The organism is Pseudomonas fluorescens (genome assembly GCF_902497745.1).
Classification (GTDB): Bacteria; Pseudomonadota; Gammaproteobacteria; order Pseudomonadales; family Pseudomonadaceae; genus Aquipseudomonas; species Aquipseudomonas fluorescens_BM.
Map to the genome: position 1 here is coordinate 59467 of NZ_CABVHJ010000002.1, position 15192 is coordinate 74658.

Here is a 15192-nt window from a genome sequence, read left to right on the forward strand (position 1 = left end):
TCCCCGTGGGGCGCCCTGGCTGTGAGCTATCTCTAACAATTCCAACAAGAGAGAGGCAATAGCAATGGGTGTGTATGACTACAAGAACTTCGGCACAGCCGATTCCAAGGCGTTGTTCAGCGATGCCATGGCAATCACGCTGTATTCCTACCACAACCTTGATAACGGTTTTGCCGCCGGTTATCAGCACAACGGTTTCGGCCTTGGCCTGCCCGCTACGCTGGTCACGGCGCTGCTCGGTGGCACCGATTCGCAAGGAGTGATTCCCGGCATTCCGTGGAACCCCGACTCGGAAAAACTCGCCCTCGAAGCGGTGAAAAAGGCTGGCTGGACGCCGATCACCGCCTCGCAACTGGGCTACGACGGCAAGACCGATGCGCGCGGCACCTTCTTCGGCGAGAAGGCCGGTTACACCACCGCCCAAGTGGAAATTCTCGGCAAGTACGACGCCCAGGGCCATCTCACCGAGCTCGGCATAGCTTTTCGTGGCACCAGCGGCCCGCGTGAGAATCTGATCCTCGACTCCATCGGCGACGTGATCAACGACCTGCTCGCGGCGTTCGGCCCCAAGGATTACGCCAAGAACTACGTCGGCGAAGCGTTCGGCAATCTGCTCAATGATGTGGTGGCGTTTGCCAAGGCCAACGGCCTCAGCGGCAAGGACGTACTGGTCAGCGGCCATAGCCTCGGTGGCTTGGCGGTCAACAGCATGGCCGACTTGAGTGGTGGCAAGTGGGGCGGTTTCTTTGCCGATTCCAACTACATCGCCTACGCCTCGCCGACCCAGAGCAGCACCGACAAAGTGCTCAACGTCGGCTATGAAAACGACCCGGTGTTCCGCGCCCTCGACGGCTCGACCTTCACCGGCGCCTCCGTCGGCGTGCACGATGCGCCGAAAGAATCGGCCACCGACAACATCGTCAGCTTCAACGATCACTACGCCTCGACCGCGTGGAATCTGCTGCCGTACTCGATCCTCAACATTCCCACCTGGATCTCGCACTTGCCGACCGCGTATGACGACGGCATGAACCGCGTGATCGACTCAAAATTCTACGACCTGACTAGCCGCGATTCGACGATCATCGTCGCCAACCTCTCGGACCCGGCGCGGGCCAACACCTGGGTGCAGGACCTCAACCGTAACGCCGAAACCCACAAGGGCAGCACTTTCATCATCGGCAGTGACGCCAATGACCTGATCCAGGGCGGCAGCGGCAACGATTATCTGGAAGGTCGCGCCGGCAACGACACCTTCCGCGACAGCGGCGGCTACAACGTCATTCTTGGCGGGCAGGGCAGCAATACCCTCGATCTGCAAAGCGCGGTGAAGAACTTCGACTTCGCCAATGACGGCGCCGGCAACCTGTACGTGCGCGATGCCAACGGCGGGATCAGCATCACCCGTGACATCGGCAGTATCGTCACCAAGGAGCCGGGCTTTCTCTGGGGCCTGTTCAAGGATGATGTGACCCACAGCGTCACGGCCAGCGGTTTGAAGGTCGGCAACAACGTCACTGCTTACGAGTCCAGCGTCAAAGGCACCGCTGGCGCCGACACGCTGAAGGCGCATGCCGGTGGCGACTGGTTGTTCGGGCTGGACGGTAACGATCACCTGATTGGCGGCGCCGGCAATGACGTGTTTGTTGGCGGCGCCGGTAATGACCTGATGGAGTCGGGGGGCGGGGCGGATACGTTCCTGTTCAACGGCGCGTTCGGCCAGGACCGGGTGGTGGGTTACACGTCCAACGACAAACTGGTGTTTCTCGGCGTGCAGGGTGTGTTGCCGGCGGAGGACTTCCGCGCCCATGCCGCTTCAGTGGGCCAGGACACGGTACTGACGTTTGGCAGCGATTCGGTGACGTTGGTGGGGGTGTCGCTGAATAGCCTGAGTGCTGACGGTGTTGTGATCGCCTGAGGTTGATGGGGCGCCTGTAAGGGCCTCTTCGCGAGCAAGCTCGCTCCCACACTGGATCTGTGTCGTTTACAAATCCCCTGTGGGAGCGAGCTTGCTCGCGAAGAACGATAACGCGGTTTAAAAGTGACTCGACAGCCATTCCCTGACTCAAACCCCTGCAAACAGGAAATGCGGCCTAAAGCCAGCACGTGCACACACGTTCTATAGCTAGCCGCCATTGAGTACAGGAGATTCAAACGTGAAAGGTTTCAAGGGGTATGTCGGGTTCGTCGCACTGGCGCTGTGTTCAGCCAATGTCTGCGCCGATCTGCCTCAAAGTTCGATTCTGAGCCGTTACGGCATCACCACCGACCAACTGCCGAGCCCGGCGAAAACCGAGGCGGTCGAGCCGGTTGAAGAGAAGAGCCGCTTTCAGATTCAGCCCGAACAACCGTTCGTGACCCTGCGCCTGGGTGACGGCAAGCAGCCGAAAACCACCGGCAATCTGAGCATCGATCGCATGGCGCAGCAGGATCTGGAACGCTGCCGGCGTTTGCAGGGAGAAGTGGTCAAGCGGGGCGGCAAGTACATGCCTTGCGATGGCAGCATTCCGGGCATGCCAACCTTCGAATAACACGCAATGATCGTTCCCACGCGCAGCAAAGGAATGCCTCAACGGACGCTCCGCGTTCGGCTTTGAAGGGACGCAGAGCGTCCGGGTCTGCATTCCCACGCAGAGCGTGGGAACGATCGACGCGGAGCGTGGGAACGAGCGAAACCTAGTCTTCCTCGCGGACCGTCGCGACTTCATCGGCACGGACCTTCACCTTGGCCCCGGAAATATCCTCGAACTCATAGAAGCCGTCCTTGGTTTTGGTTTTCGGCATGTCCTTGGTCAGATACTGGGTACCGTTCTGCAGGGTGACCACCGTCGGCGTCGAGCAACCGGCCAGCGCCAGTGCGGCAACGACGGCGAAAGGGATGCCCAGTGACTTGATTTTCATACCCACTTCTAAATCCTCATTCGATGTGATGCCGAGCATTGTCGGCCTTCTAACGCGGTTGGTGCTATCTCCGTGAGAAAAGTTCGATAGCCCGGCGAAAAAATGCCATTGATCATTTTCCGTTTGCACCGGGCAGGGCACAGCTGTTATCTGTACGCATAACCAGTACTCGCTCGCCATGGCCCCAGAATTCCCGTGACTGCCAATCCCCTCGACGACCCGTTCTATTACCTTAACAACTTCCGGCAAGTGCTTGATTGGCTTGAGCTTCGCTATGCCGATGTGATGAGCGAAACGGAACACGCGTTCATCCGCGACTTCAAGGCCTTGCCCCGTGCTTCGCAAGGTTTGCTGGTGCGGATGGTGATGCGCAAGGGTGTGCATTTTCGGGCCGGCAAACTCAATTACGTTGAAATCGGTGACATCGCTGCCGCCGCGCAGCCCTTACTGGAACGTGGCTGGATCGACGAACACGCACCGCTGGCCCTCGCCGAGTTGTTCGACGTGTTGCTCAAGGCCGAGATCCTGCAAGCGTTTGCAGCCTTCATCGAGCAGCCCAAGGGGCGCAAGGACGATTGGCTTGCGCTACTCGCCGAGCAGTTTGCAGACACTCGCAGCCTGCGCGATTGGGCGCCGCAGCTCGATGACCGGCTGTTCAGCCTGACCCTCATGGACCTGTGCGACCGCTTGCGGCTGATGTTCTTCGGCAATCTGTATCAGGACTGGTCGGAATTCGTCCTCGCTGACCTTGGCATCTTCACCTATGAAAAAGTCGAGTTCTGCGCCGACTCGCGGGGCCTGCGCAGCCGCGAAGACGTCGACGCCTGTCTGTTCCTGCACCACTGCCAAATGCGTTTCGAGGCCGGCGAGCCGCTGCAAACCATTGTCGAGCAGGTGAGTGCGTTGCACTTCGACAACCCGTGGCTACAACGCCGGCGCGGCAAGGTGTTGTTCCAGATCGGCCAGTATTGCGAGCGCATCAGCGAATTTGCCCTGGCCCTGAGCATTTACCGCGACTGTGCCTATCCTGGCGCGCGTTTGCGCATGATTCGCGTGCTGGAGCGCAGCGGCGAATACCCATTGGCGCTGGAACTCGCGACGCTGGCGGAACAGGCGCCGGAAAGCGCCGCCGAACAGCAAGGCCTGCAACGGATATTGCCACGATTGCGGCGCAAGCTCGGCGGCCCGCCGCTCAAACGCGCGACGGCCAGACCGGTCGAGCGTCTGGACCTGCAATTGCCGCGTACCGATCCTGCGTTGTCCGTGGAGTTTTACGTGCAGGCGCATCTGCACGATGACGATGGCCCGGTGCATTACGTGGAAAACAGCCTGATCAACTCGCTGTTCGGCCTGTTGTGCTGGCCGGCGATCTTCGCGCCGTTGCCCGGGGCGTTCTTTCACCCGTTCCAGCGTGGCCCGGTGGACCTGCTCAACGAAGACTTCCAGCAACGCCGCGCCGAGCTGTTTCAGGCGTGCCTGAGCGAACTCGATGACGGTCGCTATGCGGCGACCATTCGCCAGCGCTTCATTGACAAGTGGGGTATCCAGTCGCCATTCGTGTTCTGGGGCGCATTGAATGAAACGTTGCTGGAGCAAGCACTGGCCTGTTTGCCTGCCGAACACCTCAAGCACTGGTTCAGCCGCTTGCTGCTCGACATCAAGGCCAACCGCGCCGGCATGCCCGACCTGATCCAGTTCTGGCCACAGCACAAAACCTACCGAATGATCGAGGTCAAAGGCCCCGGCGATCGCCTGCAGGACAACCAATTGCGCTGGCTGGAGTTCTGCCACCAGCACCAGATGCCCGTGGCGGTGTGTTACGTGCAATGGGCGGAGCAGAGCGCTTGAGCTACAACATTGCCGTGCGCGCACTGTGTGAGTTCACCGCCAAGACCGGCGACCTCGACCTGCGCTTTACTCCATCACCGACGGCGCTGGAAGGCATCGCTGGCCACCGCACCGTGGCCTCGCGACGCAGCGAAAAATACCAAAGCGAAGTGGCGCTCGAAGGCGAGTTCCGGCAATTGAAGGTCAAGGGCAGGGCGGACGGCTACGACCCGGCGCAAACCTGCCTGGAAGAAGTCAAAACCTACCGTGGCGACCTGAGCAAGCAACCGGCCAACCACCGCCAGTTGCACTGGGCGCAGGCGAAGATCTACGGCTGGTTGATGTGCCGCAAGCTCGAACTGGAACAGATCAATCTGGCGCTGGTGTATTTCGATATCGTCAGCGAGAAAGAGACGTGTCTGGTCGAGGCTTTCAGCGCCGATAGCCTCAAGGCCTTTTTCGAACAGCAATGCACGCTCTTCCTGCAATGGGCCGAACAGGAAATGGCCCATCGCGAGGCGCGCAATCTGGCCGCGCAACAACTGGCGTTTCCCCATGCTGACTTTCGTCCGGGCCAGCGGCATTTGGCCGAGTCGGTGTTCAAGGCTGTCAGCACCGGCCGTTGCCTGATGGCCCAGGCGCCGACCGGCATCGGCAAAACCCTCGGCACGCTGTTCCCGATGCTCAAGGCTCTGGCGCCGCAGCAATTGGATAAGGTGTTCTTCCTCACCGCCAAGACACCGGGGCGCAAACTGGCGCTGGATGCCAGTCAGGTGTTGTTCGATCAGTCGCCAGCCTTGCCCTTGCGGGTGCTGGAAATGGTCGCCCGGGACAAGGCCTGCGAACACCCGGACAAAGCCTGTCACGGCGAGTCCTGCCCGCTGGCCCAAGGTTTTTATGATCGCCTGCCGGCCGCGCGGGAAGCGGCCAGCCGAATTCGCCTGCTCGATCAAGCCGCCATGCGCGAGGTCGCCGCGCAACACGCGGTGTGCCCGTATTACCTGAGTCAGGAAATGGCCCGCTGGGTGGACGTGGTGATCGCCGACTACAACTATTACTTCGATTTCAGCGCCATGCTGTTCGGCCTCGCGCAACTCAACCAATGGAAAGTAGCGGTGCTGGCGGACGAGGCGCACAACCTCGTCGAACGTGGCCGGCAGATGTACAGCGCCAGTCTTGATCAGTTCACTCTGGGCAGCGTGCGCAAAACCGCGCCCGCCGCGCTGAAAAACACCCTGCAACGGATCAGCCGTGAATGGAACGCCTTGCATGCGCCGCAACTGGCGGCCTATCAGGCGTACGACAAGGCTCCGGAAAAACTCCTGCAGGCGATCTCGCTGTGTTGCGCGGCCATTGGTGATTACCTCAATGACCACCCGCAAGGTCTCGACAGCGCCTTGCAGAACTTCTACTTCGACCTGCTGCAATTCGCCCGGGTGGCGGAGCTGTACGACGAGCATTACCTGTTCGACATCAGCAAGCGCGACCTCGACCGCAAAAAGCCGCTGTCGCAGTTGTGCCTGCGCAACGTGGTGCCGGCCGCGTTCATCGGCCCGCGCCTGAAAGCGGCGCGCAGCAGCGTTCTGTTCTCGGCAACCCTCAGCCCGCGCCACTATTACGCCGATTTGCTCGGTACGCCCGCCGACACCGTGTGGATCGACGTCGAATCGCCGTTTTGTGCCGAGCAGTTACAGGTGCAGATCGTCAGCCGCATCTCGACGCGCTTCAACCATCGTCAGGCCTCGCTGGAGCCGATCGTCGAATTGATCGCGCGACAGTTCAGTGAGCGTCCGGGCAACTATCTGGCGTTTTTCAGCAGCTTCGATTACCTGCAACAAGTGGCGTCGCTGCTCGCTGAGCGGTACCCGCACATCACCCTGTGGCAGCAATCGCGGGGGATGCTCGAAGGCGCGCGGCAGGCGTTTCTCGATCAATTCACCGCACACAGCCAGGGCGTCGGCTTCGCCGTGCTGGGCGGTGCGTTCGGCGAAGGCATCGATTTGCCCGGCGCGCGATTGATCGGCGCGTTCATCGCGACACTGGGGCTGGCGCAGTTCAACCCGGTCAACGAACAACTCAAACTGCGCATGGCGGCCATCTTCGGCGCCGGTTATGACTACACCTACCTGTACCCCGGCGTGCAGAAAGTGGTGCAGGCCGCCGGGCGGGTCATCCGTACCCGCGAGGATCGTGGCGTGGTGCTGCTGATTGACGATCGCTTTGCCGAAAGCCGGATCAAACAGCTGCTACCGCGCTGGTGGGCGATCAATCATGAGACGGCCGCTTCCCAATTCGCTGGATTACCGCATACTTCTGCTCATGACAACGGCTGGTGAGTGTGATGAGCGAAAAGAACAAGACCGCGGCGATCGAAGAGATGCGTTTTCGTCTATTGATCGATGCGGTGGTCGACTATGCGATCTACATGATCGACCCCGACGGCATCATCACCAGTTGGAACTCCGGCGCCAAACGCTTCAAGGGCTATGAAGAAGCGGAAATCCTCGGCGAACATTTCTCCCGTTTCTATACCGCTGACGATCGCGCCGCCGGTCTGCCGCAACGGGCGCTCGATACGGCGATCCGTGAAGGACGCTTCGAAGGCGAGGGCTGGCGGGTGCGCAAGGACGGCACCAACTTCTGGTCGCACGTGGTGATCGATCCGATCATCGACCCCAATGGCAAGCTGCTCGGTTTCGCCAAGATCACCCGCGATCTGACCGACCGCAAAATGGCCGAGGAAACCCTCAAGCAAAGCGAGCAGCAATTCCGCTTGCTGGTACAGGGTGTCACCGACTATGCGATCTATATGCTCAGCCCCGAGGGCCGGGTGAGTAACTGGAACCAGGGCGCACAGCGGATCAAAGGCTATTTGCCGGAAGAAATCATCGGTCAGCACTTTTCGATTTTCTATACCCCCGAAGACCGCGAACTCGGCGAGCCGCAACGGGCGCTGGAAATCGCCACCCGCGTAGGTCGTTTTGAAAACAAGAGCTGGCGCATGCGCAAGGACGGCACGCGGTTTCTTGCTCATGTAGTGGTTGATGCGATTCGTGGCGATACCGGCACATTGCTCGGGTTTGCCAAGATCACCCGTGACATCACCGAAGCCCATCAGGCCCAGCAGGCGCTGGAGAAAACCCGTGAAGCGCTGTTCCAGGCGCAGAAGATGCAGGCTATCGGTCAGCTCAGCGGCGGTATCGCCCATGACTTCAATAATCTGCTGACGGTGATTCTCGGCAATCTGGAAATCGTGCAAAAACGCATGGGTGACGATGCGAAAATCAGCCGCTTGCTGGAAAACGCCACTCAGGGCGCATTGCGCGGCGTGTCGCTGACCCAGCGCATGCTGGCGTTCGCCCGTCGTCAGGAACTGAAGACCGAGTCCGTCGATATCCCGCAACTGGTGCAGGGCATCACCGGTTTGTTGCGCAGTTCCCTGGGGCCGGGCATCCGCGTCGAAACGCAGTTCCCCGAAGATCTGGAGCCAGTGCTGGCGGACACCAATCAGCTGGAACTGGCCTTGCTCAATCTGGCGACCAACGCCCGCGACGCCATGCCCGACGGCGGTACGGTCAGCATCACTGCTGAACCGCAAGTGGTCCTTGAGCTGGGGCATTCGGATCTTCCGGCAGGGCGCTACGTCTGCCTCAGCGTGATCGACAGCGGGGAGGGCATGGATGCGCACACCCTGGCCTCGGCCAGAGATCCGTTCTTCACCACCAAAGGCCTGGGCAAGGGCACTGGATTGGGCCTGTCGATGGTCCACGGCTTCATGGAACAACTCGGTGGGCGTTTCGTCCTCAAAAGCGAAAAAGCTCAGGGCACCACTGCAGAACTGTGGATTCCGATGGCCGGCGAGGGTGCGGTCAGCAAGCCGCTGCAGCCACACGCCGAGCCTGTGGTGGTGCCACGACTCAGCGTGCTGGTGGTGGATGACGACTCACTGGTATTGACCAGTACCAGTCTGCTGCTCGAAGACCTTGGCCATCGGGTGGTCAGTGCGACATCCGGTGCGCAGGCGCTGGCGCTGTTCGATCAGGGCGAAGTCATCGACCTGATGATCACCGACATGGCCATGCCGAAGATGAGCGGCGCGCAACTGGCCCATGCCGTGCGTGTGCTCAAACCGGATCTGCCGATCATTCTGGCCACTGGTTATGCCGAGCGTCTGGAAGGTTTTGCCGCGCAACTGCCACGGTTGCCCAAGCCGTTTACGCAGATGAATCTGGTGACGATCATTGCCCAATCGATGAAGTGAGGCACCGGTCAATCGGTCTGAACTTGCGCGCCGAGGGGGGCTTCTAAACTGTTTCCCCACTCCGGAGCGTGCATCTTTTGTCTCGCATACTGACCGAGCCCACGGCTGAAGAAACCCTGACCGAACATGACGCCAAGATGTTCGGCTCACCCAAGGAACGGCTGGATTTCTATCGGCGGGAGATCCAGTACGAAACCAGCATCCTCGCCAATCGTACCGATGCCTATCTGGCCGCGCAGTCGTTCCTGGTGATTGCCTTTGCCTCGTGCATGGCCAACCTCAACCCGGAGTGGGGCAAGTTGTTCACGTTGGTGGTGCCGCCGTTTCTGGCGCTGCTCGGGCTGCTAAGTTCGCTGAATGCCTGGCCGGGGATTCGCGCGGCGTACGACATCATCGATCACTGGCATTTCAAGCAGAGCCACTTGCTGCACAGCGAGCCGCTGATGGGCCTGGCGTACGACGAATCGCCGCTGTTCAGTGAGATGGAGTCGAGCCACAAGGGCTATCGCAAGTCGCTGCTGTTTTCGGTGCGCACGCCTTGGATCTTTGCGACGTTTTGGGTGTTGCTGGGGAGTTATGCGGTGTTTATTCAGGTGACCAATCCGGGGGGATGATTGATCTTCACGTAAAAGCCCGGCACATGTAGCCGGGCTTTTCATTTTGGCTGGATTTTGTGGTGCACTTTAGATCGATCCCCCTCACCCCAGCCCTCTCCCCCAAAGGGGGCGAGGGGGAAGGGAGCAGATCTTCGTGCAGTTCAAAATCTGCGTTCGACTTGGTATCTCAGGTCAAAGTCTGCGTTCGCCTCGGTATCTCAGGTCGGCGTATCCCGACCATTCACTCGGTCAGGTCCCTCTCCCTCTGGGAGAGGGCTAGGGTGAGGGGCTGTCAGGGTTCACTCGGAAGGGAGCCGATCTCTGTCGCGGTCAAAATCTGCGTACGACTCGGTATCTCAAGTCGGCGTACCTCGACCATTCACCTCGGTCAGTCCCCTCTCCCTCTGGGAGAGGGCTAGGGTGAGGGGCTGCTCTGGCTCACTCCACGGTCTCAAGCTCTCGACGCAGCGCCATCGAGTTCTGCGAAGACATCGGGATCGGCGGGAAATCTTCGTTCAACACGCACAAATGGTCGATGGCATCTTCAAACATCAAATCGGCTTTCTTGCGCAGTGCGCGGTAGCGCTCGAACTGTTCGATGTCCAGATCCTTAACGTCAAGCAGCGCATTAGCCGCTCGATTAAGCGTGTGAGCGTTATCGAACAATTGACGATTGCGTTCCAGAGCCAGTGCTCTGCAAGCCTTGATTTGTGCCGGAGTCGAGCATTCTTTCATGACCGTAACCTTATTCTTCAAGGATTCCTTTAAAAGGCTTGAAAGCCGCAGTGGAACCGAACCTGCCGGGCCCCGCCTGATGTTTCCGGCGAGGGGTTATGCTTGTGACTGCTGGCCATTGCGCAGGGATCCATTTTTTTATAGAAAAAAGTTCGATCGATTGCTGGATAAAAATCGCTACCAATAATCAGGATTTTTGTTTCTTATGCTGCTCATAGCGAGCGAGGATCGGTTGCGTGCTGATACCGTGAAGCAAAATGCTCAGCGCCACCACTGACAAGGTCAGGTCGGTACACAAGGTGGCCACTGTGTCGGTCAGCCCATGATTCAAGGCATAAAACAGATAGAACAGGCTACCGATCCCGCGAATGCCGAACCAGCCGATCAACAGCCGTTGCCGCCCCTCCATCAGTGCACCCCAAGGCATCAGTGCGACGCAGATCGGGCGGATCAGGCAGAACAACACGCCGCCCACCAGCAACGCCCGCCAATCCCAGTGCGCCACCAGCACCACGCCAAGCAGGGTCACCAGAAACACCTCCATGGCGCGCTCGACCAGGCTGCCGAACGACAACATGTCGCCCATCATGATCCCGGCAGCAACCTGGCTGCTTTCCAGTCGTTCGGTGTCGCCGTGCACCGCGTGTTGCGGTTCGACGTTCTGATGCCCGACTACCGGTTGCACCAAATGCTCGGCGGGCGGTTGGCTGGCGCCGGTGGATTTGACTTCGACCTGACGCAAGCCCAGCCCGGCCGCGAACACCGACAGAAAGCCATAACCGCCAATGGCTTCGGCAACGACGTAGGCCAGGGCAATCAACGACAACGCCAGATAATCATTGGGGCTGAGCGTGCTGTCGTCATTGTGAATGCGCAGCGACAGGGTCACGCGGCCGATACCACGGCCCATCCAGTAACCGGTGAGCAAACCGGCAGGCACCGCCCACAAGACGTTACGCAACACCCATCCCTGCCATTCAGCGGCGCTGCCATCGCCGTGCAGTAACAACAGGCCGAGAATCACAAACGGGAAGGCGATGCCGTCATTTAGCCCAGCTTCACCGGAAAGCCCGAAACGCACACTGTCGACATCCCGCGCATCGTTGACCTGCACCAGCGCCGCCAGCACCGGGTCGGTCGGCGCCAGAATTGCGCCGATCAACAACGATGGCCCCCACGGCAAGCGCAGCGCGAAGTGCAGCAGCAGACAAACCCCGGCGATGGTCAGCACCATCACCGGTCCGGCGAGGCCAAAGGCGATTCGCCAGCGCTTGTCACGCAACGGCAAGCGTAGCTTCAGGCCACAGACGAACAGGGAAAAGAGCACCGCGACTTCCGTCAGGTGCTCCATCCACAGCGAGGCGTTTTCCAAAGACAGTTTCAGCAGGTCGAGGCCGCTGGGGCCGATGCCGATCCCCAGTAACAAACACACGGCCGAGGTGGTAACTGGCATCCAGCGCAGGTACGACGAGGTCAGCGCGAGGGTCAGCAGGACAGCACCGAGCACGGCAACCCAAACGATAAAACTCATGATCTGCCGCCCTCAAATGGTCGATGTGACGGCAATCGCACCGGGTCAGCCCACGGTCGTGCGCAGGTACTCAGGAATGAGCACGTTGAACCACAGCAGAATCATCGACACCAGAATGGTCACCATCACCAGCAAACCGACGCCCCAGACGCACGCCGCGTTGAGCAGGCCTTGCTCCTTGCGCTCATGCATAAAGGTCGGCAGCCCGACGAACAACAGGAACGTCGAATACACCGAGGCCGCGCCGAGTACGAGAATCGCCAGCCAGCGGCTCGGGTACAGCCCGGCGATGCCAGCAACAAAGAACGGCGTGACCGTGTATGCGGCGAATCCGATGCATTGATTGAGCGTCGGGCGCGTGTCGAACGAACGTGACATCCAGCGAATGAAACCACCCATAACCGCGACCCCGGCAACGATGGCGATGTACAGCAGAATGCTCAACTGCAGAGCACTGGCGCTGCTTAATCGCACGGTTTCACCGGCCGCCAGACTCCAACCGACATAGGTGGTGCCGATGAACAGACACACTGCCGGTATTAGCGCCAGTATCAGCAGATGGGCGAGGTAATGCCGGGGATGGGCTTCTTCTTCGCGGCGGATATCGGTCCAGGCGAAGTTGGGTTGGGTGAAGAGCTTGATAAGAGGGGCAGACATGACGACCTCCTGATCCTGACGACCTATTGGGGCTCTTAAAGGTATGGAGAGGTCTTGGGGACGGCAGTTCAGTTTTTCTGCACACCACGGATTTTACGGGCTCACACCGTCCAGTAGGAGCTGCCGAAGGCTGCGATCTTTTGATCTTGAATGAAGAACAAAATCAAAAGATCGCAGCCTTCGACAGCTCTTACAGAGATATGGAGGCTGGCAGTTAGAGCATCGGCTTACCGCCGGTCACGCCATAACGCTGGCCAGTGATGTAACTGGCTTCGTCCGAGGCCAGCAGCACATAGATCGGCGCCACTTCCACCGGTTGCCCGGGGCGGCCGAGCGGGGTGTTGCCGCCGAAGTTCTGCACTTCTTCATCGGGCATGGTCGAGACGATCAGCGGCGTCCAGATCGGACCGGGCGCCACACTGTTCACGCGGATTTCCCTCGGGCCGAGCATCTGCGCCAGTCCACCAGTGAAATTGGCAATTGCGCCTTTGGTGGTGGCGTAGGCGAGCAGGGTCGGTTTGGGCATGTCCGAGTTGACCGAACTGGTGTTGATGATCGACGAACCGGGGCCCATGTGCTTGATCGCAGCCTGACACAGGCGGAAGATTGCGGTGATGTTGACGTCGAAGGTCATCACCCACTCCTCATCGGGAATTTCCTCGAAGTTTTCATGGGTCATCTGGAACGCGGCGTTGTTGACCAGCACGTCGATGCGGCCAAAGCGTTCGACGGTTTTGTCGACCAAGGCCTGGCAATGGGATTTCTGCGCGATATCGCCCGGCAGCAGAATGCACTGACGCCCGGCCTGTTCGACCCAGCGTGCGGTTTCCTGGGCGTCTTCGTGTTCATTCAAATAGGCGACTGCAACGTCGGCGCCTTCACGGGCGAAAGCGATCGCCACTGCACGGCCGATGCCGCTGTCGGCGCCGGTGATCAGGGCAATCTTGCCGGCCAGTCGCCCGGAGCCGACGTAGCTTTGCTCGCCGCAATCTGGATAGGGTTCCATTTTGCGTTGCGAACCGGGCACGGCTTGGGCTTGTGCGGGGAAGGGTGGTTTTGGATAGTCAGTCATCGTGGGTCTCCGAGGTCTCATGGCAGGTATGGGCGGTTGACCCGGTGCGTTTGCCGTGAGTTCGATCGGATTTACGCCGCATTTTCCGACTTGGAAATGCAAAACCAATGTGGGAGCGAGCTTGCTCGCGAAGGCGGAGTGTCAGCCAACGTCAATGTTGACTGAACCACCGCCTTCGCGAGCAAGCTCGCTCCCACAGGGGATCATCTGAGGTTTCAGGTATTGCGTGTAGTCAGGGCGCGCTCCATGCGGGCAATGCCTTCTTCAAGCAACGAACGCGGGCAGCCGAAGTTCAGGCGTACGAACTGCTGGTGCTGATCGCCGAAGTCCAGACCGGCGCTGAGGCCAATCTTGCCCTGCTCGAGGAAGAACTGCTGCGGGTTGTCCAGATCCAGCGCCGAGCAATCCAGCCAGGCCAGATACGTGCCCTGCGGCACGTTGATGGTCAGGCCCGGCAAGCGGCTGCGTACTGCTTCAACCAGCCAGTCGCGGTTGGCCTGCAGATAGGTTTTCAATTCGGCCAGCCACGGCGCGCCTTCGCTGTAAGCGACGCGGGTGGCTTCCATGCCCAGTGGGTTGACGCTGTCGACCATGCCGCAGCGGGCATGGTTGACGCGCTCACGCAGGGCAGCATCTTGAATGATCATGAACGAGGTCTTCAGGCCGGCGATGTTGTAGGCCTTGCTCGCCGACATCAGGGTGATGGTGCGCTTGGCAATCTCCGGGCTCAGGGAGGCGGTCGGAATGTGCACGCGACCGTCGTAGCACAATTCGGCGTGGATTTCGTCGGAGATGATCCACGCGTCCTGCGTCGCACAGATATCCGCCACTGCTTGCAGCTCTTCACGGCCAAACACCTTGCCGATCGGGTTGTGCGGGTTGCTCAACAGCAGCGCGCCGCCACCGTTCAGCGATTCACGCAGCACATCCAGCGGCGTCAGGTAAGTGCCGTCGGCCTGCGCAATGAACTCCAGCTCGACCTTGTTCAAACCCCAGTGGCCCGGCGCGTGGCGCAGTGGCGGATAGTTAGGCACTTGCACCACGACGTTTTGCTGCGGCTGCACCAGCGCCTTCAAAGCCATGTTGAAACCGGACTCGACGCCTGGCAGAAAGATCAGCTCTTGCGGTTTGACCTTCCAGGCGAACTTGTTCCACAGGTCGGCAACGATGGCTTCACGCAGGTTGTCCTGCGCCACGCTGTAGCCCACCAGTGGATGCAGCAGGCGCTGTTGCAGCGCCTCGATGATCACCGGTGGCGCGGCGAAATCCATATCAGCGACCCACATTGGCAACACATCGGCCGGGTAGCGGCTCCACTTGGTGCTGCCGGTGTTGTGGCGGTCGAATAGCTGATCAAAATCGAAAGTCATGCGCGGTCTCGTGAAGGCGGGAATGGTCCTGCGGGCATGATAAGCCCATGGCCGTGCTGGAGCACACAAAACCTGTGGGAGCGAGCCTGCTCGCGAAAGCGGTCTGTCAGTCAATATTTGTCTCAACTGACAGGGCCTCTTCGCGAGCAGGCTCGCTCCCACAGGTTTTCCAGTGCATGACCGATTGTCGCCGACGGTCGGTTTTCACACAGATCGTGTGGTCATTGTCTACAGTGAAAAGG

12 protein-coding genes are annotated in these 15192 nt (G+C 59.9%); 6 read left to right on the forward strand and 6 right to left on the reverse strand.

What is annotated here, in order from left to right; translation table 11 throughout:
- Positions 1–64: 64 nt before the first annotated feature.
- Both F8N44_RS03000 and F8N44_RS03005 read left to right on the forward strand, forming a co-directional pair.
- Entirely contained in the window at positions 65–1918 is a 1854-nt protein-coding gene (locus F8N44_RS03000; protein WP_150649248.1) for a polyurethanase, read from the forward strand.
- Between the two features lie 238 nt (positions 1919–2156).
- On the forward strand, positions 2157–2531 hold the full coding sequence (locus tag F8N44_RS03005; RefSeq protein ID WP_150649249.1) for a hypothetical protein: 375 nt from the start codon (positions 2157–2159) through the stop codon (positions 2529–2531).
- Positions 2532–2676: 145 nt separating this feature from the next.
- Here F8N44_RS03005 and F8N44_RS03015 read toward each other — a convergent pair whose 3' ends face one another.
- Positions 2677–2901, reverse strand: coding sequence for a YgdI/YgdR family lipoprotein (locus tag F8N44_RS03015; protein ID WP_077572987.1), 225 nt, complete (start codon positions 2899–2901; stop codon positions 2677–2679).
- Positions 2902–3096: 195 nt separating this feature from the next.
- Between F8N44_RS03015 and F8N44_RS03020 the strand changes: the two genes are divergently transcribed.
- From F8N44_RS03020 to F8N44_RS03035, 4 genes are all read left to right on the forward strand, one after another.
- Complete coding sequence (locus F8N44_RS03020; RefSeq protein ID WP_150649251.1) at positions 3097–4749, forward strand: VRR-NUC domain-containing protein; 1653 nt, start codon at positions 3097–3099, stop codon at positions 4747–4749.
- Complete coding sequence (locus tag F8N44_RS03025; RefSeq protein ID WP_150649252.1) at positions 4746–7064, forward strand: ATP-dependent DNA helicase; 2319 nt, start codon at positions 4746–4748, stop codon at positions 7062–7064. Before F8N44_RS03020 ends, F8N44_RS03025 begins: the two co-directional genes overlap by 4 nt.
- 5 nt (positions 7065–7069) lie before the next feature.
- Positions 7070–8989, forward strand: coding sequence for a PAS domain-containing sensor histidine kinase (locus tag F8N44_RS03030; RefSeq protein WP_150649253.1), 1920 nt, complete (start codon positions 7070–7072; stop codon positions 8987–8989).
- Positions 8990–9066: 77 nt separating this feature from the next.
- Positions 9067–9603 (forward strand): hypothetical protein, encoded by a 537-nt coding sequence (locus F8N44_RS03035; protein WP_016983364.1) that lies wholly within the window; start codon positions 9067–9069, stop codon positions 9601–9603.
- Between the two features lie 420 nt (positions 9604–10023).
- On the opposite strand, the gene F8N44_RS03040 is transcribed toward F8N44_RS03035, so the two are convergent.
- From F8N44_RS03040 to F8N44_RS03060, 5 genes are all read right to left on the reverse strand, one after another.
- Entirely contained in the window at positions 10024–10320 is a 297-nt protein-coding gene (locus tag F8N44_RS03040) for a hypothetical protein (protein ID WP_150649254.1), read from the reverse strand.
- Positions 10321–10507: 187 nt separating this feature from the next.
- The gene (locus F8N44_RS03045; protein WP_150649255.1) at positions 10508–11851 is read right to left on the reverse strand and encodes a cation:proton antiporter; all 1344 of its coding nucleotides are present in this window, start codon (positions 11849–11851) and stop codon (positions 10508–10510) included.
- A gap of 45 nt (positions 11852–11896) precedes the next feature.
- On the reverse strand, positions 11897–12508 hold the full coding sequence (locus F8N44_RS03050) for a Yip1 family protein (RefSeq protein WP_150649256.1): 612 nt from the start codon (positions 12506–12508) through the stop codon (positions 11897–11899).
- A 214-nt stretch (positions 12509–12722) separates the two neighbouring features.
- On the reverse strand, positions 12723–13580 hold the full coding sequence (locus F8N44_RS03055) for a glucose 1-dehydrogenase (RefSeq protein WP_150649257.1): 858 nt from the start codon (positions 13578–13580) through the stop codon (positions 12723–12725).
- Between the two features lie 215 nt (positions 13581–13795).
- Complete coding sequence (locus F8N44_RS03060) at positions 13796–14950, reverse strand: MalY/PatB family protein (RefSeq protein ID WP_150649258.1); 1155 nt, start codon at positions 14948–14950, stop codon at positions 13796–13798.
- Positions 14951–15192 lie beyond the last annotated feature (242 nt).

Coding starts and splice junctions, on each gene's coding strand:
- F8N44_RS03000 (WP_150649248.1), top strand. CDS start 65: ATGGGTGTGTATGACTACAAGAACTTCGGCACAGCCGATTCCAAGGCG.
- F8N44_RS03015 (WP_077572987.1), bottom strand. CDS start 2,901: ATGAAAATCAAGTCACTGGGCATCCCTTTCGCCGTCGTTGCCGCACTG.
- F8N44_RS03030 (WP_150649253.1), top strand. CDS start 7,070: ATGAGCGAAAAGAACAAGACCGCGGCGATCGAAGAGATGCGTTTTCGT.
- F8N44_RS03040 (WP_150649254.1), bottom strand. CDS start 10,320: ATGAAAGAATGCTCGACTCCGGCACAAATCAAGGCTTGCAGAGCACTG.
- F8N44_RS03045 (WP_150649255.1), bottom strand. CDS start 11,851: ATGAGTTTTATCGTTTGGGTTGCCGTGCTCGGTGCTGTCCTGCTGACC.
- F8N44_RS03050 (WP_150649256.1), bottom strand. CDS start 12,508: ATGTCTGCCCCTCTTATCAAGCTCTTCACCCAACCCAACTTCGCCTGG.
- F8N44_RS03055 (WP_150649257.1), bottom strand. CDS start 13,580: ATGACTGACTATCCAAAACCACCCTTCCCCGCACAAGCCCAAGCCGTG.
- F8N44_RS03060 (WP_150649258.1), bottom strand. CDS start 14,950: ATGACTTTCGATTTTGATCAGCTATTCGACCGCCACAACACCGGCAGC.